Source organism: Vibrio sp. 1F255 (genome assembly GCF_041439145.1).
Taxonomy (GTDB): domain Bacteria; phylum Pseudomonadota; class Gammaproteobacteria; order Enterobacterales; family Vibrionaceae; genus Vibrio; species Vibrio crassostreae_C.
Genome location: NZ_JBGONQ010000011.1, coordinates 63,849 through 88,374, shown reverse-complemented (window position 1 = coordinate 88,374; position 24,526 = coordinate 63,849). Strand labels below are relative to the sequence as shown.

Here is a 24,526-nt window from a genome sequence, read left to right as displayed (position 1 = left end):
AGGTTTTTTGTTTATGGGGAAAAGTATCGTAAATGCTATTGAGAAGCGAGAAGTGCTCTTAAGAAGCGAAAAGTGCTCTAGATTGAATCCGATGCTTCCGGTTGGTGTAGCTCATCAAAAAACGCACGCGCGGCGGGGGAAAGGGAATCTACAGGTTGCTTCAACACCACATAAAACTGACTCTTAAGGCTCCACTTCTCGGGCTGAAGCGGAATCAAGGCTTGGTCATAATGGCCACGGTCGATTAAATGAGACGGTAAAAAACTCAGGTGTGTGCCCGCCAAGGTTAAAATTACACCCGACTCGACATGCCAGCCATCAAAAGGCTTTACGGAATCGTACTGCTCAATATTCAGTAATCGGAACATCTCATCTTTGGCATAGCCGCCCATGTTGATACGACAGCCATCCAATGAGAAATCCTTGTCCATGATCTTCTCAGCCAGATCCTTACGCGCATACAGATAACTGTGCTCTTCAAACAGTGGGTATTTATGTTGAAACGCTGATTTTTGATGTGACCCTAGAACCACTATCATCATATCAATCTGGTTCTTTGCTAACTTCTCATTCAACTGGGTGAAATCCCCGACATCAACACTCACCTCAACACTGTTACTGCGTTGGTAAAACGTCTCGATCGCTTTGGGAAGTGGGTTATAAGGCAAAGTGACGGTGTTATCCAAACATCCAATTCGCACATGCCCAGAGAGTTCCGTCTGTACACCTCGTAACTTATAAGCGAAGTCGGTTAAGGTCGATTTTAGTTGGTTCGCATATTTATACACTTGCTCACCTTCATGAGTCAGCTTAAAACCACGTCGACCACGTTGGCATAATGTTAATTCTAAGCTTTTTTCCAAGGCAATAAGCTGATTACTCAGCACTGGTTGACTAATCCCAGTGCTTGCGACCGCCTGATTGATGCCTCCTTGTTCAACAATTTCACAAAAAAGCTCTAATCTACGTAGGTCTCTTTTATCTAACTTATTGTTTGGATTCACTTTGCCACTCACATTTGTTTTTTGTTATGTTTACATCTGATTATATTCATTTATTAACAATAAATACATCAGTATGCTTTATTCACACTTATGGAATAACAATGCATGGATGGCACTATGGCGGCAGAAGCTTACGTGAATAAACCCGAAGCAACACACAGCCACAAAAAGATAGATGACTTCGAGTTGGAACCCGTTCCCGAGAAGGCCAAACGATCTTGGTGGGTCATCAGCCTTATTTGGTTGGCAATCGGCATCGACATTTCGGGACTGTTTCTCGGCTCGATTCTAAGCAGCGGTATTGGTTTTGAAGACGCACTGCTTGCCACGTTTATTGGTTCAGGCTTATTGGCGATCATCGCGATGCTGTGTGCCAACATTGGCTTTCAAGCTGGCGTGTCTACCCCGCTGGTGAGCAGCGCGGTATTTGGCCGTAACGGCGGTAAAATTCTTGGCTTCATCAACGGCATCTCATTAGTCGGCTGGTTCGCATTCCAGGCTGATTTCTTCGCTTTCATCATGGTCGATGCACTGGCGAAATACGACATCATAATTTCACACCTCACCGCTCTTATTGGCGGCAGTGTGTTAATGATGATGACGGCTATCTATGGCGTTCGTGCTTTAGGCAAACTCAGTACCTATTCTGTTCCATTGATGGTGACGTTGATTACCATCGGTTTGTTTATGGCTGCTGATTATCAAGGTGGCGCAGCGCCATCGATTGAAGATCCTTTGACGCTTGGCCAAGCCATCTCTTTTGTTATGTCTATCTGGATTCTAGCTGCGGTTGCTGCACCTGATATTGCTCGCTACGCCAAAACACGCCGTGATGCGATTTTAGGAGCGGGTATCGGTTTCCTCGTCGGCAACAGTGCCATCATTCTTATCGCATTGATCTTGACCAAAATGACCGGCACCGACGACCTAGTCGAAGTCTTCTTCACCCTAGGTTTAGGCATGGCGGCCATTATAGTACTGGTATTCGCACAATGGACCACCAACAGTAGCAACCTAACCTCTGGCGGCTTATGCATGTCGATGGTTCTACCTAAGATTCCGCGCCCTGTTCTGGTTGTGATCATGACCATCGTCGGCATTGGTATCGCTCAACTCGGCATGGTGAACAAGTTTACCGACTTCTTAATGCTACTCAGCGTAACCATTGCGCCTGCTGCGGGTGTCTACATCGTTCAATATTATGTTTTAGATTCGACAAAAATGAGCTTTGAGAACATCCAACAAGTTCCAGCTTGGATGTTTAAAGGCTTGGCTTCTTGGGCATTTGGTACTGCATTCAGCGCTTGTACTGCACCAGAGTTTTTCAACCTGTTTTCGTTCACCAGCATCTCGGCGTTAGACGGCATTCTTGCCGCTGGTGTGATTTACCTCGCCCTAATGAAGCTTTCTCCTTCAAGTGATAAGGAATAGTAGTTGTGATTATTACTGAACAAATGATTGATGATATCGCGCTGGGTGCGACGGTATTAGGTACTGGCGGCGGCGGTGACCCATACAGCGGTGCCTTGATGGCGAAAGTAGCCATTGCAACGGCAAAGCACCCTGTACGCATGATTCCTTTAGAAGACGTGCAAGACGATTGGATGACAGTGCCCTCTTCAATGATTGGCGCACCAACAGTCGCAGTAGAGAAACTCAATTCGAAAGATCAAATGTTGATTGCTTTCGAAGCGATGGAAAAAGCGCTCGGCACTGAAGTAGCGGCAACGTTTCCTATCGAAGTAGGCGGCTTCAATTCATTGATTCCAATTCTCGTTGCAGCACAAAAGAACATTCCTGTGATCGATTGTGATGCGATGGGACGTGCGTTCCCAGAAGCTCAGATGGTGACCTTCTTTCTTGATGGTCTCCCTTCGGCACCGAACACATTGGCCGATGAGCGTGGCAATGTCGTCACGCTTTATCCGATTGACGGTATTTGGTCTGAAAAGTTTGCGAGGCCGATTACCGAACAGATGGGTGGCTCTGCAGCAATGTGCGATTACCCAATGAACGGTAAGAACCTAAAACGCAGTGCACTGCCTGCGACACTGACCCAAGCAATGAAGATTGGTGAAGCGATTAGACTGGCGAACGACAACAATAAAAGTGGCACACAGGCCGTATTAGACATTGTCGGCGGCCATACCATCATCAGTGGCAAGATTGTTGATATTCAACGTGAAACCGATGGTGGTTTTGCAACAGGTGGTGTCGTGATTGAAAAGCTGGCTCAGTTTGAAGATACCGGCGTCGATAACGTGTTTGTGCAGTTCCAAAACGAATTACTTCTCGCGCACAAAGGTACAAGCCGCGCAGACATGAGCCAAGATAACCTGCTGGCATCAACACCGGATCTTATTTCGATCTTGGATCATGAAACGGGTAAGCCAATCACAACCGAACAACTTCGTTACGGGCAGCGCATCGACCTTATCGCTTACCCTTGCGACCCCAAATGGCGCACTGACAAAGGTATTGAAGTCGCGGGCCCGGGTTACTTTGGCTACACCGTCGAGTATCAAACCATTGAACAACTAAAGTCTGCATTGAAGAGGTAGTCGCATGACAAACATTACGCTTGATTACTGCCGTTTGGGCATTGACGTAGGTGGCACCAATACCGACGGTGTGCTGCTCGACGCAGACTTAAATGTGATTGCCAAAGTAAAAACCGCAACCACACATGATGTTTCAACAGGGATCGACAACGCGATTTCTGCGCTATTAAACCAAGCAAACATTGATGGTCAGCAAGTGAAACACGCGATGCTTGGCACGACTCAATGCACCAACGCAATCGTTGAACGAAAAGGCTTAGACAGAGTCGGCATGATTCGCTTAGCGCTTCCCAGTGGTGATAGCGTCCCGCCCCTTTGTGGTTGGAGTGAAGCGTGGCAAAACCTGCTTGGTCAGCACTTCTACCAAGCACACGGCGGCTATGAATATGACGGCCAGTTGATTGCCGACATTCAAGAGTCTGAGATCCGCGAGCTTTGCCAGAAAATGAAAGACCAAGTGGATTCCATTGCTATCTGCGGAGTGTTCTCTCCCGTCAACGGCGACCAGGAGCTTCAAGCAGCAGAATGGATTCAACAAGAACTTCCGGGCGTGAACCTATCGTTATCCCATAAAGTGGGCAGTTTAGGGCTTTTAGAGCGTGAGAACGCCACTATCCTCAATGCGGCTCTGCAAGGGACAGCAAAACGATTCGTTGACGGCTTTTGCAGTGCACTCATCAATCATGAAATCCACACCACGCCTTATTTCGGTCAGAACGACGGAACACTGATGTCACAGCAGTTCGCATTGATGTACCCGATTCTTACCGTGGCTTGTGGGCCAACAAACTCGATTCGTGGAGCGAGTCACTTAACTAAGTTAAAAGACGCGATTGTGGTCGATGTGGGCGGCACTACGTCTGATATCGGCGTACTGACTCACGGCTACCCAAGAGAATCGAGCTTAGCAGTAGAAATCGGTGAAGTGAGAACCAACTTCCGTATGCCTGATATTTTGGCGTTAGCCATTGGTGGTGGTACCAAGGTTCGCTTTGAACAGCAGCGTATAGAGCTAGGCCCAGAAAGTGTTGGCCATACCTTGACGCAAACGGCGCGTAGCTTTGGTGGTGATGAACTTACGCTCACCGATATTGCACTCAAAACAGGACAAATGCAGTGGCAGGCAGAACATCAACTGAGTGATGAGATTGGTGTTTCAGCCGAACAAGCAAGCAAGATTTATCAACAAATGGTCACGGATGTTGAAGAAGGCATCGATAAGATGAAGACCTCTGCGGCGAGTGCACCCGTAATCATGGTTGGTGGTGGTAGTGCCCTATTCCCAGATCATTTTGAAGGTGTGAGCCAAGTGGTTCGTCCTGAGCACTTTGAAGTGGCTAATGCGATTGGTGTTGCGTTGGGTGAAATATCAGGTCAATTCGATAAGATCGTACCGATTGACCCAGCATCACGTGAAGAGACCTTAAAGGGCTTGGAAGCGCAATCAAAGCAACTGGCGATTGAAGCTGGCGCATGCAGCGATAATGTCGCGATCATTGAACGCAGCGAGATTCCATTAAGCTACCTACAAGGCAATATGGTTCACGTTAAGATCAAAGCTGCTGGACATATCAAGATGGCTTAGAGCCGTTCCTTGAAAGCCTTACTTAGATTCTTATTCGACAATAAAAAAGCAGGTCACTTCTTCATATTAAAACGGAGAAATAGCCTGCTTTTTGTTTTCTGTTCTTATTTTGGGGCTTTCCGCCCAATAGCCACTCTATAGTTGCTCTCGGAGCGCTGCTAACGAGTCTTTCACCAATTCAGGTAATGAGTCTGCATTATCGCGATATTGAAGTAATGGATCCTCGCTCGCTTCAATGCTCTGGCATAAAGCAAACAGTGCAGATAATCCTAGGCTGCCGGCAGACCCTTTCAGTTTATGAGCTAAAGACTTAATTTCACGAGCGTTGTCAGCGGCACTTGCCACAATCAGTTCATCGAGAGTGACTTGGCTGCTTTGGTCAAACAACCCAACAATCTGCACTATTTTTTCTCGACCGAGAATGGCCAAGTCGTCTTTGATAATCTTAGGGTTAATCATCTGCACAATCGGTTCTCCTTGATTATGTTCCGCGTCTTGGTTTGCTCGTTGTGTCGAGCTTGCAAATGCCAATGCTGATAAGTCTAGCTCGGTTTCCTGAGGTTTAGAGTTTAGCTGACAGCAAACAGCATCTGACGGATCCGGCTGAGGCAGCAACAGCGTGTGACCGTCCAACTGCTCAACAATCAATTCCGATAATGCTTCCTTCTCTAACGGCTTAGGTAAGAATCCATCAAAGCCAGACGACAAATAGCTTTCCACTTCTTCGTTAAACACATGAGCCGATACTGCGATCATTGGGGGTACTTTTCGAATTACGTCTTCTTCACTTTTATGCTGAAGCGCATCGTCTTTGAGTTGTTGAATTAACTCGACGCCATCGCAGTCGGGTAAGTTAATGTCCACCAGCGCAATATCGAACTCTTGCTCACTGAATATGGCTCTCGCTTCTTGTCCGGTTGTCGCAATCACAACCTCGTGCCCCAAGTTATGCAAGAAGCCTTCAGCAACGATGCAGTTTACGGGGTTATCTTCAATCAGAAGTACTTTAGCTCGAATACACGCTTCAATGACCGGTACTTTCGTTTCTATCTTCTCACCGGCTTCAAGTGGCAGTGAGAACCAAAACTGGCTACCCTCGCCTTCTTCAGAATGAACGCCAATATCCCCGTTCATTGCCAACATGATGCTTTTACTGATCGCTAATCCAAGCCCTGTGCCGCCGGTTTTGTTGCGACCGCTATCGGTTTGGGTAAAGGCATCAAACAGACAAGCTTGTTCGCTAGCATCAATACCGACACCTGTATCTGACACTTCAAACATCACTCGATTTTCATCTTCGATATCTAAGCTGATAAAGATATCGACCGAGCCACTTTCCGTAAACTTAATCGCGTTACCGACCAAATTATTCAAGATTTGGCTGATTCGCGTTACGTCACCACGCCAATAGCGTTGCACATCACTTTCAATATGGAAATCAAAGTTCAGCTTCTTCTCAGCGGCACGCCCTTCCATCAATTGGTAGGTATCTTGAACCATCTGATGAAGATCAAACGAAGCAGTGCGGATTTCTAAATGCCCTGCTTCAATCTTTGAGTAATCCAACACGTCATTCAAAATCGCGAGTAGGTTCTTACCGCTGCGGTTAATGATGTCTGCATAGCCGGATTGCAGCGGGTCTAACCCGGTATCTTTGAGCAATCTTGCAGTACCTAATACACCGTTCATCGGCGTTCGTATTTCATGACTCATCGTCGCAAGGAAAGCGGATTTTGCGCGGCTTGCTTGTTCTGCGGCGTTACGAGCCTTAGCGTGGTTCCCTACCTCGATGTTCAGCTTCTCATTGGTCTTTTGCAGCTGGTAGGTTCGGTCTGTGACCAACTCTTCTAAGTGTTCTTTGTGCTCTTCAAGTTCGCGTTTCGCCTTTGCTTCACCCACCGCAACCACTTGTAGCGCCTGCGCGGTGTTTCTGGCAGTGATGATCGCCTCGCCCATATGAGCCAGCTCATCATTACCCTTTACCGAGATATCAATATTCAGGCGACCTTGTGCGATAGACATCAAGGCCGATGAGTATTCAGTAAGACGTTTAACAACCGAGATATACACCACTCGCCACACGATAAATGCAACGATAACCAAACCAATAACCGAAATCACAGACAGTGACCATTGAGCCAAATTCAACGTGCTGGTCAGCTCATCAACCGCTTTTTTGGTACTGCGGTTTGAATCATCAACCAGTTGGTTAACCGTTGTATTCAGCTGAGAGAACAGCTCCAACGTATTTTGCATCAGAAACTCTGACTTTTTGGTGTTCTCATATTGTTCTAATGAAATATCGAACACGACTTGGCGTTTTCTGAGCTCTTCTAGAAGCTGAGACATCTGCGCTGAACGAGTAGGATCTTCGACCGCTTTAACGCGGCGCGCCATGATTCTTAGGTTGGATTCAAATTCTGATTGGATTTGATGAATACGCTCTACGTTGGTAACGGTTTGCGTTTCTTCAATTTGGTTAAGCATTTTGAACGCCAGCAAATGCAATTCGTGTAGGCGCTCAGACAAATCAAGGTCAACCTCTACAAGCGCATCTAAGGCTTGGTAGGCTTTATCCGTTTCTTTGGTTTCTAGCAGGTCATAGATATGCGTGACGTTAGCAACCGCAATGGTAGCCGTGTTCAAAACTTGGGTTCGCGTCAACTGCTCTAGCTCTTCGGCCAATAGGCGCATCTCTTCGACACGAGACGACAACTCTTTGCTTAACCAAAGCTTACGCTCAACCGACACACCCAACTCAGCCAGTGTGTTAATAACGCTTTGAACATTGTTTTCGAGTTTATTGAGGAGCTGAGAATCGAAACTGTCGACACCAAGCTCTTTGATATGTTGAAGAAGCGACTCAAGTTGGTCAAACAGTACGGTGCCAGCCTCTTTTCTTTCAGCTTCGTTTCTCGCATTAGAAAGTGTTTGTACTGACGAAATAATACGGTTACTCAACTCAGAAACCTGACGAGCTTCGATCATGGCAGGAAGCGCCGAATCAACGACGTTTCTTTCCGTCTTGGCTACAAAGCTAAAACCAGAAACACCGATCAATGCAGACAATAGAACCAACAGTGCCATCACTAAGAATGAGGCCAGCAGCTTGCGTCCAATACTCGCTGAAGCTAACAACATAAACTCTAAACCTTAAAACGTTCTTCTTTACCCATGCAGAATACGCTATATTTTGCAGTGTTTCTTATCTAAAACCAACAAAACGGCAATTCATGCTATCTAGACCTTTCGCTTCAATAATTCTTCTCTCACTACTGGCCTCAGTGACTCCTGTCGCAGGTGCTAGTGAGCCTTTGAGCCCAATAAAACCCGCCAATGCCACATCACAAAAAGAGAAAATCTGTGCCATTTATCCGCACCTCAAAGACTCTTATTGGTTGTCGGTAAACTATGGAATGATCTCTGAAGCAGAAAAGCAGCAAGTTGAGCTAAGAGTATTGGAAGCTGGCGGTTACCCCAACGTGGCCAAACAAACCTCGCAACTGGTGCTTTGCACGCAATGGGGAGCCGATGCCATTATTTTAGGTACGGTTTCACCCGATGCGTATCATGACAATCTCAGCGATTGGGTTGGCTCGACGCCTGTGTTTGCTACGGTAAATGAGTTAACCGTCAATGAAGAACAACAGAAGGTATTAAAAGGTACGGTCGGTGTCGATTGGTACCAAATGGGATACCAAGTCGGAGATTTTTTGTCGAAACGACACCCGAAAGGATCAGGCGAAACACCTATCGCCCTGTTACTTGGCCCACAAGCGAGTGGCGGCACTAAGCCTGTAGCACTGGGGTTTTATGATGCGATCAAGTCGAGTGATATCAAAATTGCGATCAGCTATTGGGCAGATAACGATAAAGAACTTCAAAGAAATCTAGTACAGCAGGTGATAGAAGAACCTGATATCCAATATATAGTCGGAAGTGCCGTCGCGATTGAAGCAGCGATCAGTGAGCTACGAGCGGCCGATAAAACCGAAGATATTGGGTTAATCTCAAGTTACCTAAGTCACGGAACCTACCGTGGTTTACTCCGTAACAAGGTACTTTTTGCGCCAACAGATAAAATGGTTGAGCAAGGTCGCTTGTCGGTAAAACAAGCCACGAGTTACTTACGCGGTCAACCTTACGAGCAACACAGCGCACCGATTATCGAAGCGCTGACACCTGCAACTCTCAAAGATCAAATTATCGCCGACTCATTGTCACCTTCTGAGTTTCGTCCGGTATTCAGTGTGAATCCATAGTGCTATATTGGCTGAAGAACTCAAAACAATAAAAACGAAACAACAATTTAGGGAACATTCATGCAAAAAACAACGCGCACTATGCCAACACACAAGCATATCGCTTTGGTCGCTCATGACCACTTCAAACCTGAGCTACTAAGATGGGTCAAAGAGAACAAAGAAAAACTACAAAAGCACTTCCTTTACGCAACGGGCACGACTGGTTCTCTACTCAGTAAAGAGACAGGCTTAGCAATCAAGAGCATGATCAGCGGCCCAATGGGCGGCGACCAACAACTTGGCGCGCTTATCTCTGAAGGCAAAATCGATATGCTGATTTTCTTCTGGGATCCGCTTAATGCTGTACCACACGACCCAGACGTAAAAGCACTGCTTCGTATCGCAAGTGTTTGGAACATTCCTGTGGCAACTAACCGCGCTACCGCTAACTTCCTGTTTAACTCTTCATTGCTTGAAGAAGAAGTAATCATCGAAATCCCAGACTACGAAGCGTACCTAGCTGAGCGCACGTAATCGCACGTTAAATGTGCTCTCTACTGAACAGACTAAAAAGCCCGCATTTTATCGCAGGCTTTTTTATGTCTCGTTTCAGACATTAAACAGTTCAATCATAAACAGTGTAGTGAGTCTCTACTTATCACTCCACACTGCCATCTCGTTGCCACTTGGCTCTCTGAAATGGAAACGTCTGCCACCGGGAAAGCTAAAGATCTCACGGTTTATCTGACCACCAGCATCAATCACATCGCGCTCAGTTTGCTCAAGATCTTGGCTATAGAAAACCATCAGTGCCGCGCCATTATCCGTATTCGACGCCAGATCCGCCAAATAGAAGCCGCCCATTAAGCCTTTGCCTTCAAAAGCAGAATACTCAGGGCCATAGTCTTCAAAGCTCCAACCAAACACTTGGCTGAAAAACGCCTTAGTTGCTGAGATGTCTTTCGCAGCAAATTCAATGTAGTTAATAGAGCCGTGTTCCATAGCAAATTCCTTATGCTTTATGCGTCTGACTTGTGATATTAGGGCAGGGATTGAAGATCTAATCTTAGACAATCAAGTCAAGTAACATCACTTTTTACGAACAACTGGGTAATCAGAACCATGCAGCTCCTGCACAAAGCCAGAGCCGTCGCCACTGTGCGTGATCCATACTTTCTCTTTTGCCCGCGTCATTGCTACATAGAATAAACGACGCTCTTCAGCATAAGGGAACGCGTCTGATGATTCAGTCAATGCGCCATCAATATGCAGCTGTTTCTTCTTGGTCGGGAACTGTCCTTCGTCAACACAAAGAATAATGACAAAGTCCGCCTCTTTACCTTTACTGCCGTGGCAAGTCATGAACTTGATATCAATGGAAGTGAAGATCTTCTTCCAGTCTTCCAACAACTCTGGCTTGTGGTAATGATTACGTCCAAGTAGCAGCACCGATTTATTGGTTTTGCCTTTGGATTGACGGTTCAGTTGATCAAGAATCTTCTCAACTTCTTTACTTGGCGCACTGTACACCGCCTTCTGTTTCTGTTGCTTGAAGCTGTTCAGTTCTTTCGGAATCTGAATTGGGTTTTCTTGTACAAAGCGATTAGCCACCGCACCTAACTGATTGTTAAAGCGGTAAGTCGTATCTAGGTGATGAATGGTCGAGCTTTCAAAACGATCCTTAAAGCCCGTGGTCAAATCCACATCCGCACCTGCAAACTGGTAAATCGACTGCCAGTCATCGCCTACTGCAAAAATAGAGGCTTGATGCTCGGCTTTAGACTGATTACACAGTGCTTCAACCAAGGCAAGACGATCAGGTGAGATATCTTGGTATTCATCGATCATGATGAACTTCCAAGGTGAGATAAACTTGCCCTTCTCGACATACTGAGTCGCTCGGCTGATCATGATTGAGAAGTCGATATGATTCTGTTCTTTCAGCTCCTTTTGCCACGCGGTTACACATGGCCAACATAGTGAAAGCTCGCTGTTGAGGCGCGTATAGTCTCGGTGATCAATCAGCTGTTGCTGTACTTCTTTTTTGGTTAAACCCGACGCATTCAACTGTTCTAGCTGCTTTTCAAGCCAACCGATCAATTTGAGGTTTGAAACGTGGCTACCAAGCTCATCGTCACCGGTTAAATAAGCGATTGGCCATTTAGACAAATGCTTTTGCCAACGTTTAAAGTTGGTCGGTGTCATCCAGTGCTTCTTCAACCAATCAATGCACCATGCTTGGCGTTGGTTGTCATCGAGCGCTAAAGGAGAAATAACCACACGTTCGGGTTCAACTTGATTCAGTATCTTTAAACCCAACTGGTGGAAAGTGCTGACTTGCACCTTCTCTGCTGATAAACCAATTTTGCTGTCGAGACGTTGCTTCATCTCTTCTGCCGCTTCACGACCAAAAGCGAGCAATAGCAACTCTTCAGCTTGAGCTTGATGGCTTTGCAGTAAATACGCGACGCGAGCCGTTAGAACACTGGTTTTACCCGAGCCTGCACCCGCTAAAATAAGGTTGTGATCATCATTCATCAACACCGCATATTGCTGCGATAAGTTCAGTGGTGACGACTCACATTGCGCAAACAACACTTCCCAGTTTTTTCGCTCGGTCTCTAGCCATTGCTGGTTTCTTTCAGCTTGCTTGATTTCCGTTTCAGATAACCATGGCTGCATTCTTGCGATGCGGTTTGGCATGCGTTGTGCGGCCTCTTCTAGCGTCATTGTCATACTCTCTAAGCCTGAGTTGACCATATCAACCCAAGTGTTGACCTTAGAATGCGGTAGAAAGGCTGGTAATTGCTCAAGACGTGTTAATTCAGCTTCCCACTGAGGTACGTGTTCAGCCAATTGTTCACATTGAGTGTCGTGCCACTTCTGATAAGCACTAACTGACGCGCGTGCAAATTGACGGCATTGATCCCAAGGTAAGCCTTGTACTAACCAACTGCGCTGTGTTCCATCTTGTTGATTAGCAAAAAATTGTAGCGATCCCCAGAACAATCCGCGCTTTATCGCGATCTTGCCACTCCAAATAGTAAATGGGATACGCTCTTCACTGCCTACTGAAGATAACAGCAAGCGTGGACCATCAAGTTCAACCTGATGATATTCATTTTGAATAAAAAACTGTGCAGTCTTGTTAGCGCTTAGCTGCATTGGAGTGTGCTCTTAATTGGGAATATTGAATTTATATCATGATGCAATGAGAATTAATAATATCTCATATCTTATCGACGCTTTCATGACCACCTACGGGCAATTATGGATAAGTATCAAATTCTTGTGCTTGATTTCTGTTAGGATTATGGTTTTTAGTGTGTCAAGTGAGCGACTGTGGACTTTTCAGCCAAATTACGCCTCTATTGGGCGAATAAAACCATAAATTACAGCGTATTAATTCTCATCACTCTGCTCGGCGTGGTGGTGCCTGCTTGGTATTATGGACAAAACACACTGATCACGCCTTTGATCTTAGGCGTTATTGCTGCGGCTCTTGCGGAAAGTGATGACAGCTTTACCGGGCGCTTGAAAGCACTCACGCTGACCTTTATCTGTTTCGCCGTTGCGGCTTTCTCTATTGAGCTTCTCTTCGATACGCCTTGGCTGTTCGCGATCGGGCTTTTTGTTTCAACCTTCTCTTTTATCATTCTCGGGGCAATTGGCCCTAAATACGCGAGTATCGCGTTTGGTTCTCTCTTGGTTGCCATCTATACCATGCTTGGTGCACACGAGAGCACCAACCTTTGGTTTCAACCGCTTCTACTGTTAACTGGCGCCGCTTGGTACTACTTCATGTCGATGATTTGGCAGATAGTGTGGCCAATGCAACCCGTGCAGCAAAACTTAGCCACGGTATTCGATCAAATCGGTAACTACATCGATTCAAAAGCGGAACTCTTCTACCCCGTTTCAGACTTGATTCCCCAGCCACACCGAATCATTGAAGCCAAACTCAACGCGAGTACCGTTAACGCACTCAACATGTGTAAGGCGACGCTACTTAACCGCTCTAAGCGCGGACACATTGACGGCCCTAGTGACCGATTTCTTAACACCTACTTTATCGCACAAGATATTCATGAACGCGTAAGCTCAAGCCATTATCGTTATCAAGAGCTAGCAAAACACTTTGAACGCTCTGACGTGTTGTTTCGATTTAAGTATCTACTGGAAGCGCAGGCAACAGCTTGTAAAGAAGTAGCGAGCTCATTGAAAGTTGGCGCTGAATACCAGCATGGTGACAAGTCTGTATTAGCACTTGATGAGCTGATGTCTTCGCTCAATCATCTGCACCAACAGAATAATCCTAAATGGAAATCACTGCTGAACCAGTTGGATTACTTATTCAATAACCTAGCAACCGTTGAAAAACAGCTCTCGAATATCAGCAACCCAGATGCAGAGAAGATTGAAGAAGGTGTATTGGACGATACCAACCCTCATACTTTGACGGCAATGTGGCACAAGATCAAAGCTAACTTGCACACCGATTCTATGCTATTCCGCCACGCGATTCGCATGGCGATCACTTTGACGCTGGGCTACGGGATTATCCAGGGTTTTGATATCGAACGAGGTTATTGGATTCTACTGACGACACTGTTTGTGTGTCAGCCAAACTACAGTGCAACCCGTCAAAAACTGACGGCGCGTGTCATTGGCACGGTCGCAGGCTTATTGATCGGAGTACCGTTACTGACTTTCTTCCCGTCGCAAGAGAGCCAATTAGTGTTCATTGTGATCAGTGGCGTGATGTTCTTTGCGTTTCGAATCAATAACTACGGGTTTGCGACCGGCTTTATCACACTGCTTGTGCTCTTCTGCTTTAACCAATTAGGTGAAGGCTACGCGGTAGTATTGCCAAGGTTAGCGGATACCTTTATTGGTTGTGCTCTCGCCGTGCTTGCTGTCATTTATGTGTTGCCTGATTGGCAATCGAAGCGACTGCACAAAGTGATGGCGGATGCGCTCGATTCCAACAAGAACTATCTCGCTCAGATCATCGGCCAATACCGTGTCGGTAAGAAAGATAGCCTAAACTATCGTATCGCTCGTCGTAGCGCTCATAATAATGACGCAAACCTGACTGCCGCCATCAGTAGCATGTTGGTTGAACCGGGTAAGTACCGTACCTCTGAAGATGAGAGCTTCCGATTCTTAACACTCAATCATGCTCTGCTTAGCTATATCTCGGCTCTGGGTGCTCACAGAACGCGTATTGATGATGAAGCGACACACAAACTTGTGCTAGATGCGCACAGAGTAATCCACCAGCATCTCGACGCTCTAAATGATCAGCTCTATTCTCATAAAGAGCATTGTGAAGTGAAAAACGCTTATGACCCGGAGCTGGATAAACGTTTGAGTGAATGGCGAGAAGAAGATGAGAATTCTGTCAAAATGGTTCTACAACAGCTCCATTTGATCTATCGCATGCTTCCAGAACTGCATACCTTAGCGACCAAGTTTGCAGTTAAGGTTAAGATCGACAAGTCGTTTGAAACAGAAGCTTCTTGAGCAACAAACAAAATACCGTAAAAACAAAAAGATAACGCCAATTGCTTATCTTTTGATCATCACAAATATTTATACATTGCTTTACCCATACCCCTAATTGGGTAGAGAAATTACTTACCTACCCTTGTGCCACAAGGGTTGAAGGCGTTTTTACATTATAGGAATTTTCTGACTTTGATTGACCAAGCCTTAACTTTGCCTAACATTTCTCGGACAAAAAACGACCACAGGAATTTATAATTGTCTTAGTTTCAAGAAACTTCAAACATCATTTAAAATTCACTTAATCTTGTTTGATTTCCTGAATCAGTAGGCTATGCTCTAAAGAGCATATGGATTTGAACAAAGGTCACACTATGAATACACAGCAATTTGAAGCATTTAAGCAGCAAATACAGCTTCTTAGCCCACAACAATTAAAAGCACTTCAGAGTGAGATCGACGGCAACCTCGAAACAGAGAAGCCTTCTTTGCTTACTGATGAAGAATTAAACGCGCTAAATGACCTGTTCAGTTAATAGACAGACATCACTATTTTAGCTTAAGTTCACATTTTCACCGTAAATTTCATCTGTTCACCATTGCGCTCAAAATATCGTCCGCCTAGACTCATTCCATACGTCAATAAAAGGTTCTGATATGTCGATATCTGGTATTCAATCTGGTTACGCCATTATTCAGCAATCCACCAACATGGCTGAAGAAGCCGCAATCGAGCTCAACCAAGCCTCCAAACACGCTCTAGAATCCGACGACACTTTCGAAGCTAGCGATCTCAGCTTTAATCAAATAGAGCCTGAACAAGCCATTTCCTTTAAAGACAAAGAACCTGAACCTGCTTCATCTTCAACCGATTCCTTGATTAAACTGACACAAAGCGCAAGTTATAACCGCGTTGGTGCAAGTGTGGTTGATCGTCAAAACGAAGCCATCGGTAGCCTTCTCGACATTCATATCTAAATTTCGCTCAAATACAGCCTATATTTCGCGAAACTTCGCTGCTTTTTGCTTCAACAACCACACAAACTGTAACTCATTATATCAGGCGCTTGTTTCTGGTTTATTACTCGGTAGAATCAGCGCAAACCAATTTGCTGCACAAACTTTACTTCATACTATTTATGCCAAAACTAAATCTGCATCGCCGTGACTATGTTTCTATTTTAGGAGGCGACATCTCCGCAGACGAATTAGAAAAAAAGCTTCAGCCTCATTTTGAAAAGCCAGTAAATAAGCTGACACCTAGCCCCTACCTGACAGAAAAGAATCTCACACGTCGCTGGACAGCGCTCGATAATGCAGATTCACAGCAAGAACTGCTCGACCCTCATACACAAAGTCAGTTCCAAGCTTATGAGAAAAACATTGAGCACTTTATTGGCACCGTTAAAGTCCCTGTGGGAATATCTGGCCCTTTAAGAGTCAATGGCCTATTTGCTACGGGCGATTACCTCGTACCACTCGCGACCACAGAAGCTGCGCTTGTCGCGTCTTATAACCGTGGTTCTAAGCTGATTACGGCTTGTGGTGGCGCAAGTGCTATGTTGCTCAATGAAGGCGTAACACGTACTCCTGGCTTTGCATTTCAAGGATTAGTTGAAGCCGGACAGTTTGTGGCTTGGGCTGTGACTCAGTATGACCAGTTCAAGATCTTGGCAGAATCAACAACATCACACGGCAAGCTGACCGACATTAATATCAACATCGAAGGTAACCATGTTTACTTGGTGTTCGAATTTCTAACCGGAGACGCTTCTGGTCAGAATATGGTGACCATCGCAACCAATGCCGTGTTTGAGTACATCATCGAAAATACGCCAGTTAAGCCTGACCACGCTTTCCTTGATGGCAACTTGTCAGGCGATAAGAAAGCCAATACCCAAACCTTGCGCAGCGTTCGTGGCAAAAAGGTAACTGCTGAGGTTAATATCCCTGCAGAGCTTGTCGCGAAGTACCTACACACGACACCAGAGAAGATGGTCCAGTTTGGCCAAATGACCACAGTCGGTGGCGCTTTGAGCGGCACTATCGGTATCAACGCCCATTATGCGAATGCACTGGCGGCACTTTACATCGCTTGTGGCCAAGACGCGGCCTGTGTCGCCGAGTCAGCGATTGGTATGACGCGTATGGAACTCAACAAAGAAGGCGGTTTATACGCTAGCGTGACACTGCCTAACCTAATGGTGGGGACTGTCGGCGGTGGTACTGGCTTGCCAAGTCAAAAAGCCTGTTTAGATTTACTTGGGCTGCATGGTAACGGTAAATCACAAGCCCTAGCTGAAGTTTGTGCTGCACTGTGTTTAGCGGGTGAACTATCGATTGTGGGCGCATTTTGCGCAGGCCACTTTTCACGAGCGCACCATAAGCTAGCTCGTAAATAACCTTTATCCAATTTGGCTTGTTCGATTTTGTCGTTCATGCAAAATCACAAGCCAATCTGAATGCGTGAGTCATAAATGGATTACTTACACTTATCTAGGGTGAGCCTTAAGCACCTCACTGCGCTTCATATTATGCTGAACACCCACAGCGTCACTCAGACCTCAGAGCAACTCTGTGTCAGCCCTTCGAGTGTAAGCAAAACCCTGTCTCAGTTGCGTGACATCCTGAATGATGAGCTTTTCTATCGAGATGGTACCAAGCTTATCCCGACTCCCTTTGCTCTGAAGATAGCGCCCACTGTTCACGCAATTCTTTCAAGCATGAATGGACTGCTTCATCAAAAGAGTTTTACCCCTCAAGAGTACCAAGGCAGTTTTTCACTTTCGATGCGTGAAAGTACTTTCGAAGTATTTGCCTCAAAGATCAGTAAAATTACCACTGAGCTCGCGCCAAGCGCGAAGCTCAACATCTATTCGAAACAACAGCTCGGCTTCGATGCTTTACTCAGTGGCAAGGTCAATTTGATCTTGTTGCCTCATGATATATCTCAGCCGCCGACCGATAACAAAGAGCTGGTTTGGGAAACAATTCTTCCAGATGAAATGGTTTGTTTGATGGGCGCACACCACCCTCTCGCTCAGCAAGAACTGACGGTAGAAGGCTACTTAGATTACAAGCACATTGGGATTTTAGATAACGAACTGTCTCAGCCTTACTTTGAACAAAACTTGGTTCAATGCCACCAACCAAGAGAGATGGCAATATCGGTCGCGGACTTCGGCGCTGCGGCTGTGTTGTGTCACCACACACCTTTCCTGTTCACTTGCTCTAAACAGTGGGCTGAGCATGCTAAACAAGCTCAGGGCTTAGTGAGCAAGCCCTTGCCTTTTGATTACGGTAAGGTGGCGTACAGCTTGGTGTGGAATAAACCCAACATGAATGATCAAGCGATCAAATGGTTGTGTGACCTGTTTTTAGAAGCTTAATATTTTTAGAGACTTAATATCTTTAGCAAGTTAACGTTCTTAGAAGCCTGATTGACCGCCTAAGAAATCTAAAGACTAGGTATAAACCTCAGGAGTTTGCATCGGTCTTTGAACTATGGTGTAGAGCTTATCGTGAAAGCTCTGCATCTGTTTTTCGGTGCATTTCGGCCAATCTAACGCGTCGCCAATGACACCATGATGCTGAAACGCATTGAGTCGAATTCGAACATCACTTGGTAGAGTCTTCAAGTAACGCCCCACTTGTTCAATTTCGTCCTCAAGATCGCTTTTATTTGGGATATGTAGCAACCTAACTTCGTGCAGTTTTCCTTTATCTGCTAAGTAGTTAATGGTTTCAAACACCCTATGATTACCTCTACCCACTAACCATTGATGTGTTTCCGATTGCCATGATTTTAGGTCAATCATCGCGCCATCAAGATAAGGCAACACCTTGTCCCACCCTTGAAGTGACAGCGAACCATTACTATCAATAAAACACGTGAGATGCGCTAACTGTGGATCACGTTTAATCGCTTGAAACAGCTCTATGATAAACGGCAACTGCATGGTCGCTTCACCGCCAGAAACGGTAATGCCACTCAAGAAAAACTGATTATGCCTGACAAGCTCCAGAACCTCTGAGACCGTCATTGTGGTAATTTTCGGGCTCGACTTATGGTCGCAGATATCAATGCATTGATCGCAGTTGGTGCAAGCTGCTGGGTCCCACTTCACTTTGCCATCAACCATGCTTAAAGCACGGCTTGGACAGCCACTCACACAATCTCCGCAATGGTTACAGTGATTAATAGTGTGTGGGTTATGGCAAGTAATACAGTCAAAGTTGCAGCCCTGAAGAAACAGCACCAAGCGGTTTCCCGGGCCGTCAACACAAGAAAAGGTCAGCACACGGCTGACCTTCGCTTGTTTTTCTGTCTTATTATTTTTAACCCTAGCCATTTGAGTTGTTAGATCAGAAATTTTCATAATTCACATTGTTCGTATTCGAAACGCACCATACACATAACGCACGCACGTTAAAGCTATTCGTATGTCGGCGACATCTCTAAACTCACCACGCGTGGTTTACGCTCTAATATGCCCGTGTTCTTCGCAGCTTCGGCACCTAAAAAGGTGGTATTGGTGCGTGAGCCTTGCTCGTCATATTTGGCAATGTCAGATAGCTTAATCATGTAACCCGTGACACGAACCAAATCATTTGATGCAACGTTAGCCGTGAACTCTCGGTAACCCGCTTGAATCGCGCCTTTACACAGGTTAAACATCGCTTCAGGGTTAGATTTCACTGTTTCGTCGATGGTCAGAATGTCACTGATGCCCGAGGTGTAGAACTTATGGTGACCCGCGGTTGCACGAACGTAAGAGACAGGATCCGGTTCGGTACCATAAGGAATACGGACACCCGGCGTCACATCTTCATCTAAGCTAATACCGCCTTGAGCATGCAGCAGAGCTTTACCTTCTAATCCATATTTCACTTCAGAGCGTTCAACGATCTCAGCCAGCTTTTCAGAGATACGATGACCAAGCTGATTCGCCAGTTCATCGTGACCATAACGCCCTGCTTGACCTTCTTTCTCCAACAAGATGTTGACTGCTTCCGCCATGCCGTAAATACCAAACATTGGCGCAAAGCGATCCTCTTCGATCAAACCTTCTTTGGTTAAGAAGCCTTCGAAGAAGTTAGACTCTTCATGCAAGAAGCGGCTTCGAACGTTCATCAACTCAACCATGATGCCACTGTAGTTCGGCAATACTTGTTGTAAGAAATCAGCACTGTCCTCAGACTTCAACGCCACTTGCTTAAGGTTCATACGCACCAAGGTGTTTGAACCACCCGCTAACGGCAGAGAGTTATAGCAGCTCACAATACCAAAACGCTTATCGCCGTAAGCCTCGGCATGCGCTGGATAGTTTGCAATATGTGGTTTACTGCATTCACAGATGTTGCTCGCCGCATGACGAAGTAGATCATCAGGTGTCACGGTTGGGTCGTACATAAAGGTTAAGTTTGGCGCGATCTGCTTCAATTCAGCGTCTACACGTAAAATCGTACGGCAGATAATGTTGTCTGTCGGGCCGATATTCACATGCATAAAGGCGTCTGGCAGTGTGCGATCCAACATGATCCAGAACAGCTTAATCTTTTGGTATACCTGCTCTTCTGTTAAGTCGCCCACGAAAGGCATCAACACATCATCCAACTGACCTAGGTAAACCGGAATTGAAGTGACAGACGGAACATGGTGGTAAAGGATGGTAAGCATGTTCAATGCTTCATCGAAGTTGGTTGCCGCGCTAAGCTCTAAATACTCTGAGCCTTGATGTAAGTATTTAGAATAATCTGGAAGTACATAGCGCGGCTTAAATGGGGCGTGCCCTTCAAACATGTCACACAGCACACCTTGTTGTAAGGCTTGCTCTACTTCTTTGCTTACCGGCATATACGGTAAGCAGGCTTCAGCTTCTAAGGCAAGATAGCTCGACTTCTGTTTTGGTGACAGGTTGGCATCTGAAATGATATTGCTAAAGCGTTGTTGTTGCTCTGAAAGTGGTGAAGAAGTAGATGACGCAGATTGGTGGCTCATGATTAAACCCTTAGTGTTGTTATGGGCTTATTTTATATCTCACCGTTATATTTCCACTAATGAAATGTATGCAAGACTACATTTCCAAAATGGAAATAAATAATTTGTAAATTAGCGGTGTTGAGTTTTCTATGAGCGAGATGAGAAACAGAGAAATAGAGACATAGAGAAATAGAGAAATAGAGAAACCAGAGTTAGTAATGAAGAAATGAGAAAGCGCTAATTCGTTCTGTTTAAAACGATAGCGCCAAAAAGAGAAAACCCACATAACTGACGTTAGAGTCGTTAATGTGGGTTTAGTAGTTTAAATGAGCATTCTGAATGCTAGCTCAAGGCATACACACGATTACAGATCTGGAAGCGCTTGTTTACGTCCAACACCCATTAATACCTTTAACTCTCCTTGTGGAGTGTCAATCGAGAACGGTGTAGAGACTTCAACTACTGCAAAGCCCGCTGCACTCAATACATTTTCTGAGCGCTGTTGGCTTACACCGTAGTCTTCACTGTCGCTTTCCAAGTACCAATCCCAGTGTACAAACGTACCGTCGTTTTCAAGCAGCGTGTAAATCAGACTGACTGTGTCTTGTAGGTTCGGGATAAAACCACACACCGAAGAGGCTACCACTAGGTCAAACTGGTTTCTGAATGCTGGATGCTGCGCTGCAAGTCCGCGCGATAAAATATCAACTACCGGTTCAACGTTAGGTAACTCTTTCTTATCTAACTCTTCAATCATCCCTTCAGAGATATCAAGTGCGATGATCTCTTTTGCTAAAGGAGATATTTTCTGGCTGAGTAGTCCTGTACCACAACCAAAATCAAGGACACGGGTTCCGTTTAAATCAACGAGCTGTGTTAACTGGTCAAATACGGATTGTGCGAATACTGCAGTTGCGGGATCTTTATCCCAATCAACGGCGTATTCGTCCCATTGTTTCGCCATCATGGCCTCCATCTTTACTTCTTGTAGGTTCGGAACTTCCCCAGAGTAAACCAAATTAGTCAATTCGTCATAGAGTTATCATGCAAAGATGGACTATTTCTAAGATAGTCAGCACAATATTCAGATAATATGCACCAACCCCCGCTCAATATGGAAATGAAATGAACCTTTCTCAAGTCCAAGCCTTTTGTTCCGTTGCTGATTTAGGATCAGTTTCTGAAGCTGCACGCCAGTTAGAATGCAACCGAACCAAACTCAGCATGTCGATTAAAGCCTTGGAAAAAGAGTTAGATGTCGAGCTGTTCGTCCGCAGCGGAAACCACGTTGAGCTTTCAGAAGCGGGTAAAGCGATTTACAAAGATTGCGAAGGCATGTTGGTGACAGCCGCGCGTATTAAACAAACCTGCTTGCATGTTTCGGGCGAATTCAACGCAGAAATTTGGATAGCACGAGATGACTCCCTACCCGATGAAATGTGGCAGGACTTATCTCACGCCTTAAATAACAAGTACCCTTCTACCTCATTCAACTTCGTTCTCGCATCGAGCGGTGACTTAGCTAACCTAGTTGAAACTCAGCAAGTCGACTTCGCATTTGGTGTCGATTACGAACGCGTCGATGACCCAAGAATTATCTACAACCCGCTTGGTAAGATTCGAATGATGTCTGTATGTAAGAAAGGACATGATTTGAGTGCGATGCGACGAGTGTCTGATGAAGTACTGAGAAATTCGATGCAAGCAACCATGGTTTATCTTAATGAAAAGGATAATCCTGAGCTTGAGCCCTTCTCGCGTCGTTACATTGGCTTCTCTAGCTTCGACTTTATGTTGGATACGATTCTACGTGAAGAAGCATGGGGCGTAATGCCTGAGCCATTGATTCGCCATTTACTGCGTGAACAAGAGCTTGCCGTGATCAAACACACCTACGGTTTAACACAAGAAGACTACTGTATGTTTACCGCGGCTGGCATGGCAGAGCACCCAGGAATGAATTGGTTGGCCGACCAGCTTAGTGATTATTTGTTTGATTTCTAGCTCGCGCTTATTGCTTATCGTCGATAACAAAGGGAAAAACCACAAACAGCACTACTCCTAAAAGACCATCACGTGATCCACTAAATAGCGTCCGTCTTCTTCAACCAATACCATTTCAGCGACAAACTCACCTTTGGCGATGGTGTAAGCTTGTTTCCACACAAAGGCGATGGAGTCTGAACGTCTAAATAAAGCAACTTGCTCACGCTCAGCAAAAAAGCCATTACTGTGCTGATAATGGTGACACACCTTTTCTAAATATTCTGGCGTAACAATGTCTTTCATCCTTTGAGTAAAATCTCGACAGTGCTGTTCATGATCAACCTTAGTTGAACCATCCATCAGATTATCCATGATCGGGTTAGCAATCGCCCACAACTCATTATCACTGATATCGTCAAACTTCATATTGATTCACTCCTTGTCCATCGCAGTCGCAGTCAAATCTAGAAGACCAATAAGACCTTAGCGACTAATGTGTTTTATTAATCATAAACGATCCTATTTCAGTTGCACACCATCACCAAAAAACACTCAACGTCAACTTTATTGACACCACACCCTGATCTTAAGTCACTGAATTTTATTGATTTATATGTTCGAATTAAATAAGACATATAAACATCATCAGATAAAGTTTGTAAAGTTAGCTCATTATTAGAACAATGAAGTTATCAAAAACATCTGGAAAATATTATGTGTGACAGGAAAAGCCAAAACGAAAATCGAGTACTATTGTTCTCAGCCCTTTTAGCATCAGGCTTCGCAATTGGCGGATTGGTGTTGGGTCTTCTCGTTGGCTCTCTGGTCATAGTGTTTGACGGTGTCTATTCTCTTATCAGCTTACTGTTAACTTTATTGTCACTAGCTGCTTCAAAATACATTAACCGCCCTTCAGATAGAGAGTTCCCGTTCGGTCGAGCTATCATCGAGCCGATTGTGATTGCGATCAAAGCCGTTGTGATTCTGCTTGTGGTTGGTTATTCACTTTACTCTGCGATTGGTGCCCTAATGACGGGTGGTCGTGAAGTTGATGCTTCTATTGCAACTCTGTTTGGTATTTTCAACGTGTTGGGTTGTGGTTACGCTTGGTGGTACATCGCGAATAAGAGCAAACGTATTTCTTCAGGTCTGATTCAGGCTGAATCTAAGCAGTGGCAGATGGATACGCTACTGAGTGTAGCGGTAACAGCGGGTTTCGTAGCGGCTTGGTTAATTACTTTTTCTCCGCTTGCAGAATACGCAGTGTATGCCGACCCAATGATGATGTTGCTAATGTCTTTCTACTTCATCAAAGTGCCTTTCGACATGTTACGTGAGGCGATGCGCGAACTGCTTATGATGTCGGCAAACAAAGATATTTGTGATGCGGTAGATAAGAACGTTGTCGCGGTAGACAAAGAAGCGGATCAAGATTTAGAGCTAATGGGCGTGACTAAGGTTGGTCCTGAGCTAAGAATCAACGTTGATATTCATACCAATGACCAAGATGCAATTGCGGTTGATGATATTGAACGTACGCGCCGCCAACTTAAGCGACGCTTATCGAAGATGCCTTATGAGCTCCAATTGAATCTCAATATCGCGAGTTAAGAATCGAGAGTTAAAAAAAAACAAGAATTAACCCATCAACCTCT

20 protein-coding genes are annotated in these 24,526 nt (G+C 45.3%); 12 read left to right on the top strand and 8 right to left on the bottom strand.

Annotation, left to right across the window (positions count from 1 at the left end; all coding sequences use genetic code 11):
* Nucleotides 1-77: 77 nt before the first annotated feature.
* Nucleotides 78-1,016: a LysR family transcriptional regulator gene (locus ACED41_RS08815; protein ID WP_017071124.1), complete on the bottom strand. Its 939-nt coding sequence runs from the start codon at nucleotides 1,014-1,016 to the stop codon at nucleotides 78-80.
* Between the two features lie 93 nt (nucleotides 1,017-1,109).
* On the opposite strand from ACED41_RS08815, the gene ACED41_RS08810 reads away from it, so the two are divergent.
* The 3 genes from ACED41_RS08810 to ACED41_RS08800 are packed head-to-tail and all read left to right on the top strand — an operon-like array spanning nucleotide 1,110 to nucleotide 5,150.
* Nucleotides 1,110-2,435 carry a cytosine permease gene (locus ACED41_RS08810; protein ID WP_017064775.1) on the top strand — a complete coding sequence of 442 codons (1,326 nt, stop codon included), beginning with the start codon at nucleotides 1,110-1,112 and terminating at the stop codon, nucleotides 2,433-2,435.
* A 5-nt stretch (nucleotides 2,436-2,440) separates the two neighbouring features.
* The gene (locus tag ACED41_RS08805; RefSeq protein WP_017064776.1) at nucleotides 2,441-3,565 is read left to right on the top strand and encodes a DUF917 domain-containing protein; all 1,125 of its coding nucleotides are present in this window, start codon (nucleotides 2,441-2,443) and stop codon (nucleotides 3,563-3,565) included.
* A gap of 4 nt (nucleotides 3,566-3,569) precedes the next feature.
* Entirely contained in the window at nucleotides 3,570-5,150 is a 1,581-nt protein-coding gene (locus ACED41_RS08800; protein WP_371724816.1) for a hydantoinase/oxoprolinase N-terminal domain-containing protein, read from the top strand.
* A 135-nt stretch (nucleotides 5,151-5,285) separates the two neighbouring features.
* On the opposite strand, the gene torS is transcribed toward ACED41_RS08800, so the two are convergent.
* The gene (gene torS, locus ACED41_RS08795) at nucleotides 5,286-8,291 is read right to left on the bottom strand and encodes a TMAO reductase system sensor histidine kinase/response regulator TorS (RefSeq protein ID WP_017060885.1); all 3,006 of its coding nucleotides are present in this window, start codon (nucleotides 8,289-8,291) and stop codon (nucleotides 5,286-5,288) included.
* 92 nt (nucleotides 8,292-8,383) lie between these two features.
* Here torS and torT point away from each other — a divergent pair, with 92 nt between their 5' ends.
* Together torT and ACED41_RS08785 are read left to right on the top strand one after the other, a co-directional pair.
* The gene (gene torT / locus ACED41_RS08790; RefSeq protein ID WP_371724815.1) at nucleotides 8,384-9,412 is read left to right on the top strand and encodes a TMAO reductase system periplasmic protein TorT; all 1,029 of its coding nucleotides are present in this window, start codon (nucleotides 8,384-8,386) and stop codon (nucleotides 9,410-9,412) included.
* A 60-nt stretch (nucleotides 9,413-9,472) separates the two neighbouring features.
* A complete protein-coding gene (locus ACED41_RS08785) occupies nucleotides 9,473-9,928 on the top strand; it encodes a methylglyoxal synthase (protein WP_017064778.1) in 456 nt (151 codons plus the stop codon).
* A gap of 117 nt (nucleotides 9,929-10,045) precedes the next feature.
* Here the strand turns inward: ACED41_RS08785 and ACED41_RS08780 are convergent, their stop codons facing one another.
* Together ACED41_RS08780 and helD are read right to left on the bottom strand one after the other, a co-directional pair.
* The gene (locus ACED41_RS08780) at nucleotides 10,046-10,396 is read right to left on the bottom strand and encodes a VOC family protein (protein WP_017060889.1); all 351 of its coding nucleotides are present in this window, start codon (nucleotides 10,394-10,396) and stop codon (nucleotides 10,046-10,048) included.
* Nucleotides 10,397-10,483: 87 nt separating this feature from the next.
* The gene (gene helD / locus ACED41_RS08775) at nucleotides 10,484-12,559 is read right to left on the bottom strand and encodes a DNA helicase IV (protein WP_017064779.1); all 2,076 of its coding nucleotides are present in this window, start codon (nucleotides 12,557-12,559) and stop codon (nucleotides 10,484-10,486) included.
* 177 nt (nucleotides 12,560-12,736) lie between these two features.
* Between helD and yccS the strand changes: the two genes are divergently transcribed.
* From yccS to ACED41_RS08750, 5 genes are all read left to right on the top strand, one after another.
* Nucleotides 12,737-14,920 carry a YccS family putative transporter gene (gene yccS, locus ACED41_RS08770; RefSeq protein ID WP_017060891.1) on the top strand — a complete coding sequence of 728 codons (2,184 nt, stop codon included), beginning with the start codon at nucleotides 12,737-12,739 and terminating at the stop codon, nucleotides 14,918-14,920.
* A 332-nt stretch (nucleotides 14,921-15,252) separates the two neighbouring features.
* Nucleotides 15,253-15,438: a hypothetical protein gene (locus ACED41_RS08765; protein WP_065584591.1), complete on the top strand. Its 186-nt coding sequence runs from the start codon at nucleotides 15,253-15,255 to the stop codon at nucleotides 15,436-15,438.
* A gap of 121 nt (nucleotides 15,439-15,559) precedes the next feature.
* Nucleotides 15,560-15,880, top strand: coding sequence for a hypothetical protein (locus ACED41_RS08760; RefSeq protein ID WP_017060893.1), 321 nt, complete (start codon nucleotides 15,560-15,562; stop codon nucleotides 15,878-15,880).
* Nucleotides 15,881-16,041: 161 nt separating this feature from the next.
* Entirely contained in the window at nucleotides 16,042-17,304 is a 1,263-nt protein-coding gene (locus ACED41_RS08755) for a hydroxymethylglutaryl-CoA reductase (RefSeq protein ID WP_029235254.1), read from the top strand.
* 75 nt (nucleotides 17,305-17,379) lie between these two features.
* On the top strand, nucleotides 17,380-18,291 hold the full coding sequence (locus tag ACED41_RS08750) for a LysR family transcriptional regulator (protein ID WP_065584590.1): 912 nt from the start codon (nucleotides 17,380-17,382) through the stop codon (nucleotides 18,289-18,291).
* 75 nt (nucleotides 18,292-18,366) lie between these two features.
* On the opposite strand, the gene ACED41_RS08745 is transcribed toward ACED41_RS08750, so the two are convergent.
* The 3 genes from ACED41_RS08745 to ACED41_RS08735 form a co-directional block, all read right to left on the bottom strand.
* Nucleotides 18,367-19,281 carry a YjjW family glycine radical enzyme activase gene (locus ACED41_RS08745; RefSeq protein WP_371724813.1) on the bottom strand — a complete coding sequence of 305 codons (915 nt, stop codon included), beginning with the start codon at nucleotides 19,279-19,281 and terminating at the stop codon, nucleotides 18,367-18,369.
* Between the two features lie 56 nt (nucleotides 19,282-19,337).
* On the bottom strand, nucleotides 19,338-20,903 hold the full coding sequence (locus ACED41_RS08740; RefSeq protein WP_371724812.1) for a YjjI family glycine radical enzyme: 1,566 nt from the start codon (nucleotides 20,901-20,903) through the stop codon (nucleotides 19,338-19,340).
* Nucleotides 20,904-21,249: 346 nt separating this feature from the next.
* Nucleotides 21,250-21,849, bottom strand: a complete 600-nt coding sequence (locus tag ACED41_RS08735; protein WP_017064785.1) for a class I SAM-dependent methyltransferase — start codon at nucleotides 21,847-21,849, stop codon at nucleotides 21,250-21,252.
* 161 nt (nucleotides 21,850-22,010) lie between these two features.
* Here ACED41_RS08735 and ACED41_RS08730 point away from each other — a divergent pair, with 161 nt between their 5' ends.
* Nucleotides 22,011-22,889, top strand: coding sequence for a LysR family transcriptional regulator (locus ACED41_RS08730; RefSeq protein WP_016797108.1), 879 nt, complete (start codon nucleotides 22,011-22,013; stop codon nucleotides 22,887-22,889).
* A gap of 57 nt (nucleotides 22,890-22,946) precedes the next feature.
* Here the strand turns inward: ACED41_RS08730 and ACED41_RS08725 are convergent, their stop codons facing one another.
* Nucleotides 22,947-23,297, bottom strand: coding sequence for a hypothetical protein (locus ACED41_RS08725; protein WP_017060899.1), 351 nt, complete (start codon nucleotides 23,295-23,297; stop codon nucleotides 22,947-22,949).
* 288 nt (nucleotides 23,298-23,585) lie between these two features.
* Here ACED41_RS08725 and ACED41_RS08720 point away from each other — a divergent pair, with 288 nt between their 5' ends.
* Nucleotides 23,586-24,482, top strand: a complete 897-nt coding sequence (locus tag ACED41_RS08720; protein WP_065584587.1) for a cation diffusion facilitator family transporter — start codon at nucleotides 23,586-23,588, stop codon at nucleotides 24,480-24,482.
* The last annotated feature ends 44 nt before the right edge of the window (nucleotides 24,483-24,526 follow it).

Coding starts and splice junctions, on each gene's coding strand:
- ACED41_RS08810 (WP_017064775.1), top strand. CDS start 1,110: ATGGATGGCACTATGGCGGCAGAAGCTTACGTGAATAAACCCGAAGCA.
- ACED41_RS08800 (WP_371724816.1), top strand. CDS start 3,570: ATGACAAACATTACGCTTGATTACTGCCGTTTGGGCATTGACGTAGGT.
- torS (WP_017060885.1), bottom strand. CDS start 8,291: ATGTTGTTAGCTTCAGCGAGTATTGGACGCAAGCTGCTGGCCTCATTC.
- torT (WP_371724815.1), top strand. CDS start 8,384: ATGCTATCTAGACCTTTCGCTTCAATAATTCTTCTCTCACTACTGGCC.
- ACED41_RS08785 (WP_017064778.1), top strand. CDS start 9,473: ATGCAAAAAACAACGCGCACTATGCCAACACACAAGCATATCGCTTTG.
- ACED41_RS08780 (WP_017060889.1), bottom strand. CDS start 10,396: ATGGAACACGGCTCTATTAACTACATTGAATTTGCTGCGAAAGACATC.
- helD (WP_017064779.1), bottom strand. CDS start 12,559: ATGCAGCTAAGCGCTAACAAGACTGCACAGTTTTTTATTCAAAATGAA.
- ACED41_RS08765 (WP_065584591.1), top strand. CDS start 15,253: ATGGATTTGAACAAAGGTCACACTATGAATACACAGCAATTTGAAGCA.
- ACED41_RS08760 (WP_017060893.1), top strand. CDS start 15,560: ATGTCGATATCTGGTATTCAATCTGGTTACGCCATTATTCAGCAATCC.
- ACED41_RS08755 (WP_029235254.1), top strand. CDS start 16,042: ATGCCAAAACTAAATCTGCATCGCCGTGACTATGTTTCTATTTTAGGA.
- ACED41_RS08750 (WP_065584590.1), top strand. CDS start 17,380: ATGGATTACTTACACTTATCTAGGGTGAGCCTTAAGCACCTCACTGCG.
- ACED41_RS08745 (WP_371724813.1), bottom strand. CDS start 19,281: ATGAAAATTTCTGATCTAACAACTCAAATGGCTAGGGTTAAAAATAAT.
- ACED41_RS08740 (WP_371724812.1), bottom strand. CDS start 20,903: ATGAGCCACCAATCTGCGTCATCTACTTCTTCACCACTTTCAGAGCAA.
- ACED41_RS08735 (WP_017064785.1), bottom strand. CDS start 21,849: ATGGCGAAACAATGGGACGAATACGCCGTTGATTGGGATAAAGATCCC.
- ACED41_RS08730 (WP_016797108.1), top strand. CDS start 22,011: ATGAACCTTTCTCAAGTCCAAGCCTTTTGTTCCGTTGCTGATTTAGGA.
- ACED41_RS08725 (WP_017060899.1), bottom strand. CDS start 23,297: ATGAAGTTTGACGATATCAGTGATAATGAGTTGTGGGCGATTGCTAAC.
- ACED41_RS08720 (WP_065584587.1), top strand. CDS start 23,586: ATGTGTGACAGGAAAAGCCAAAACGAAAATCGAGTACTATTGTTCTCA.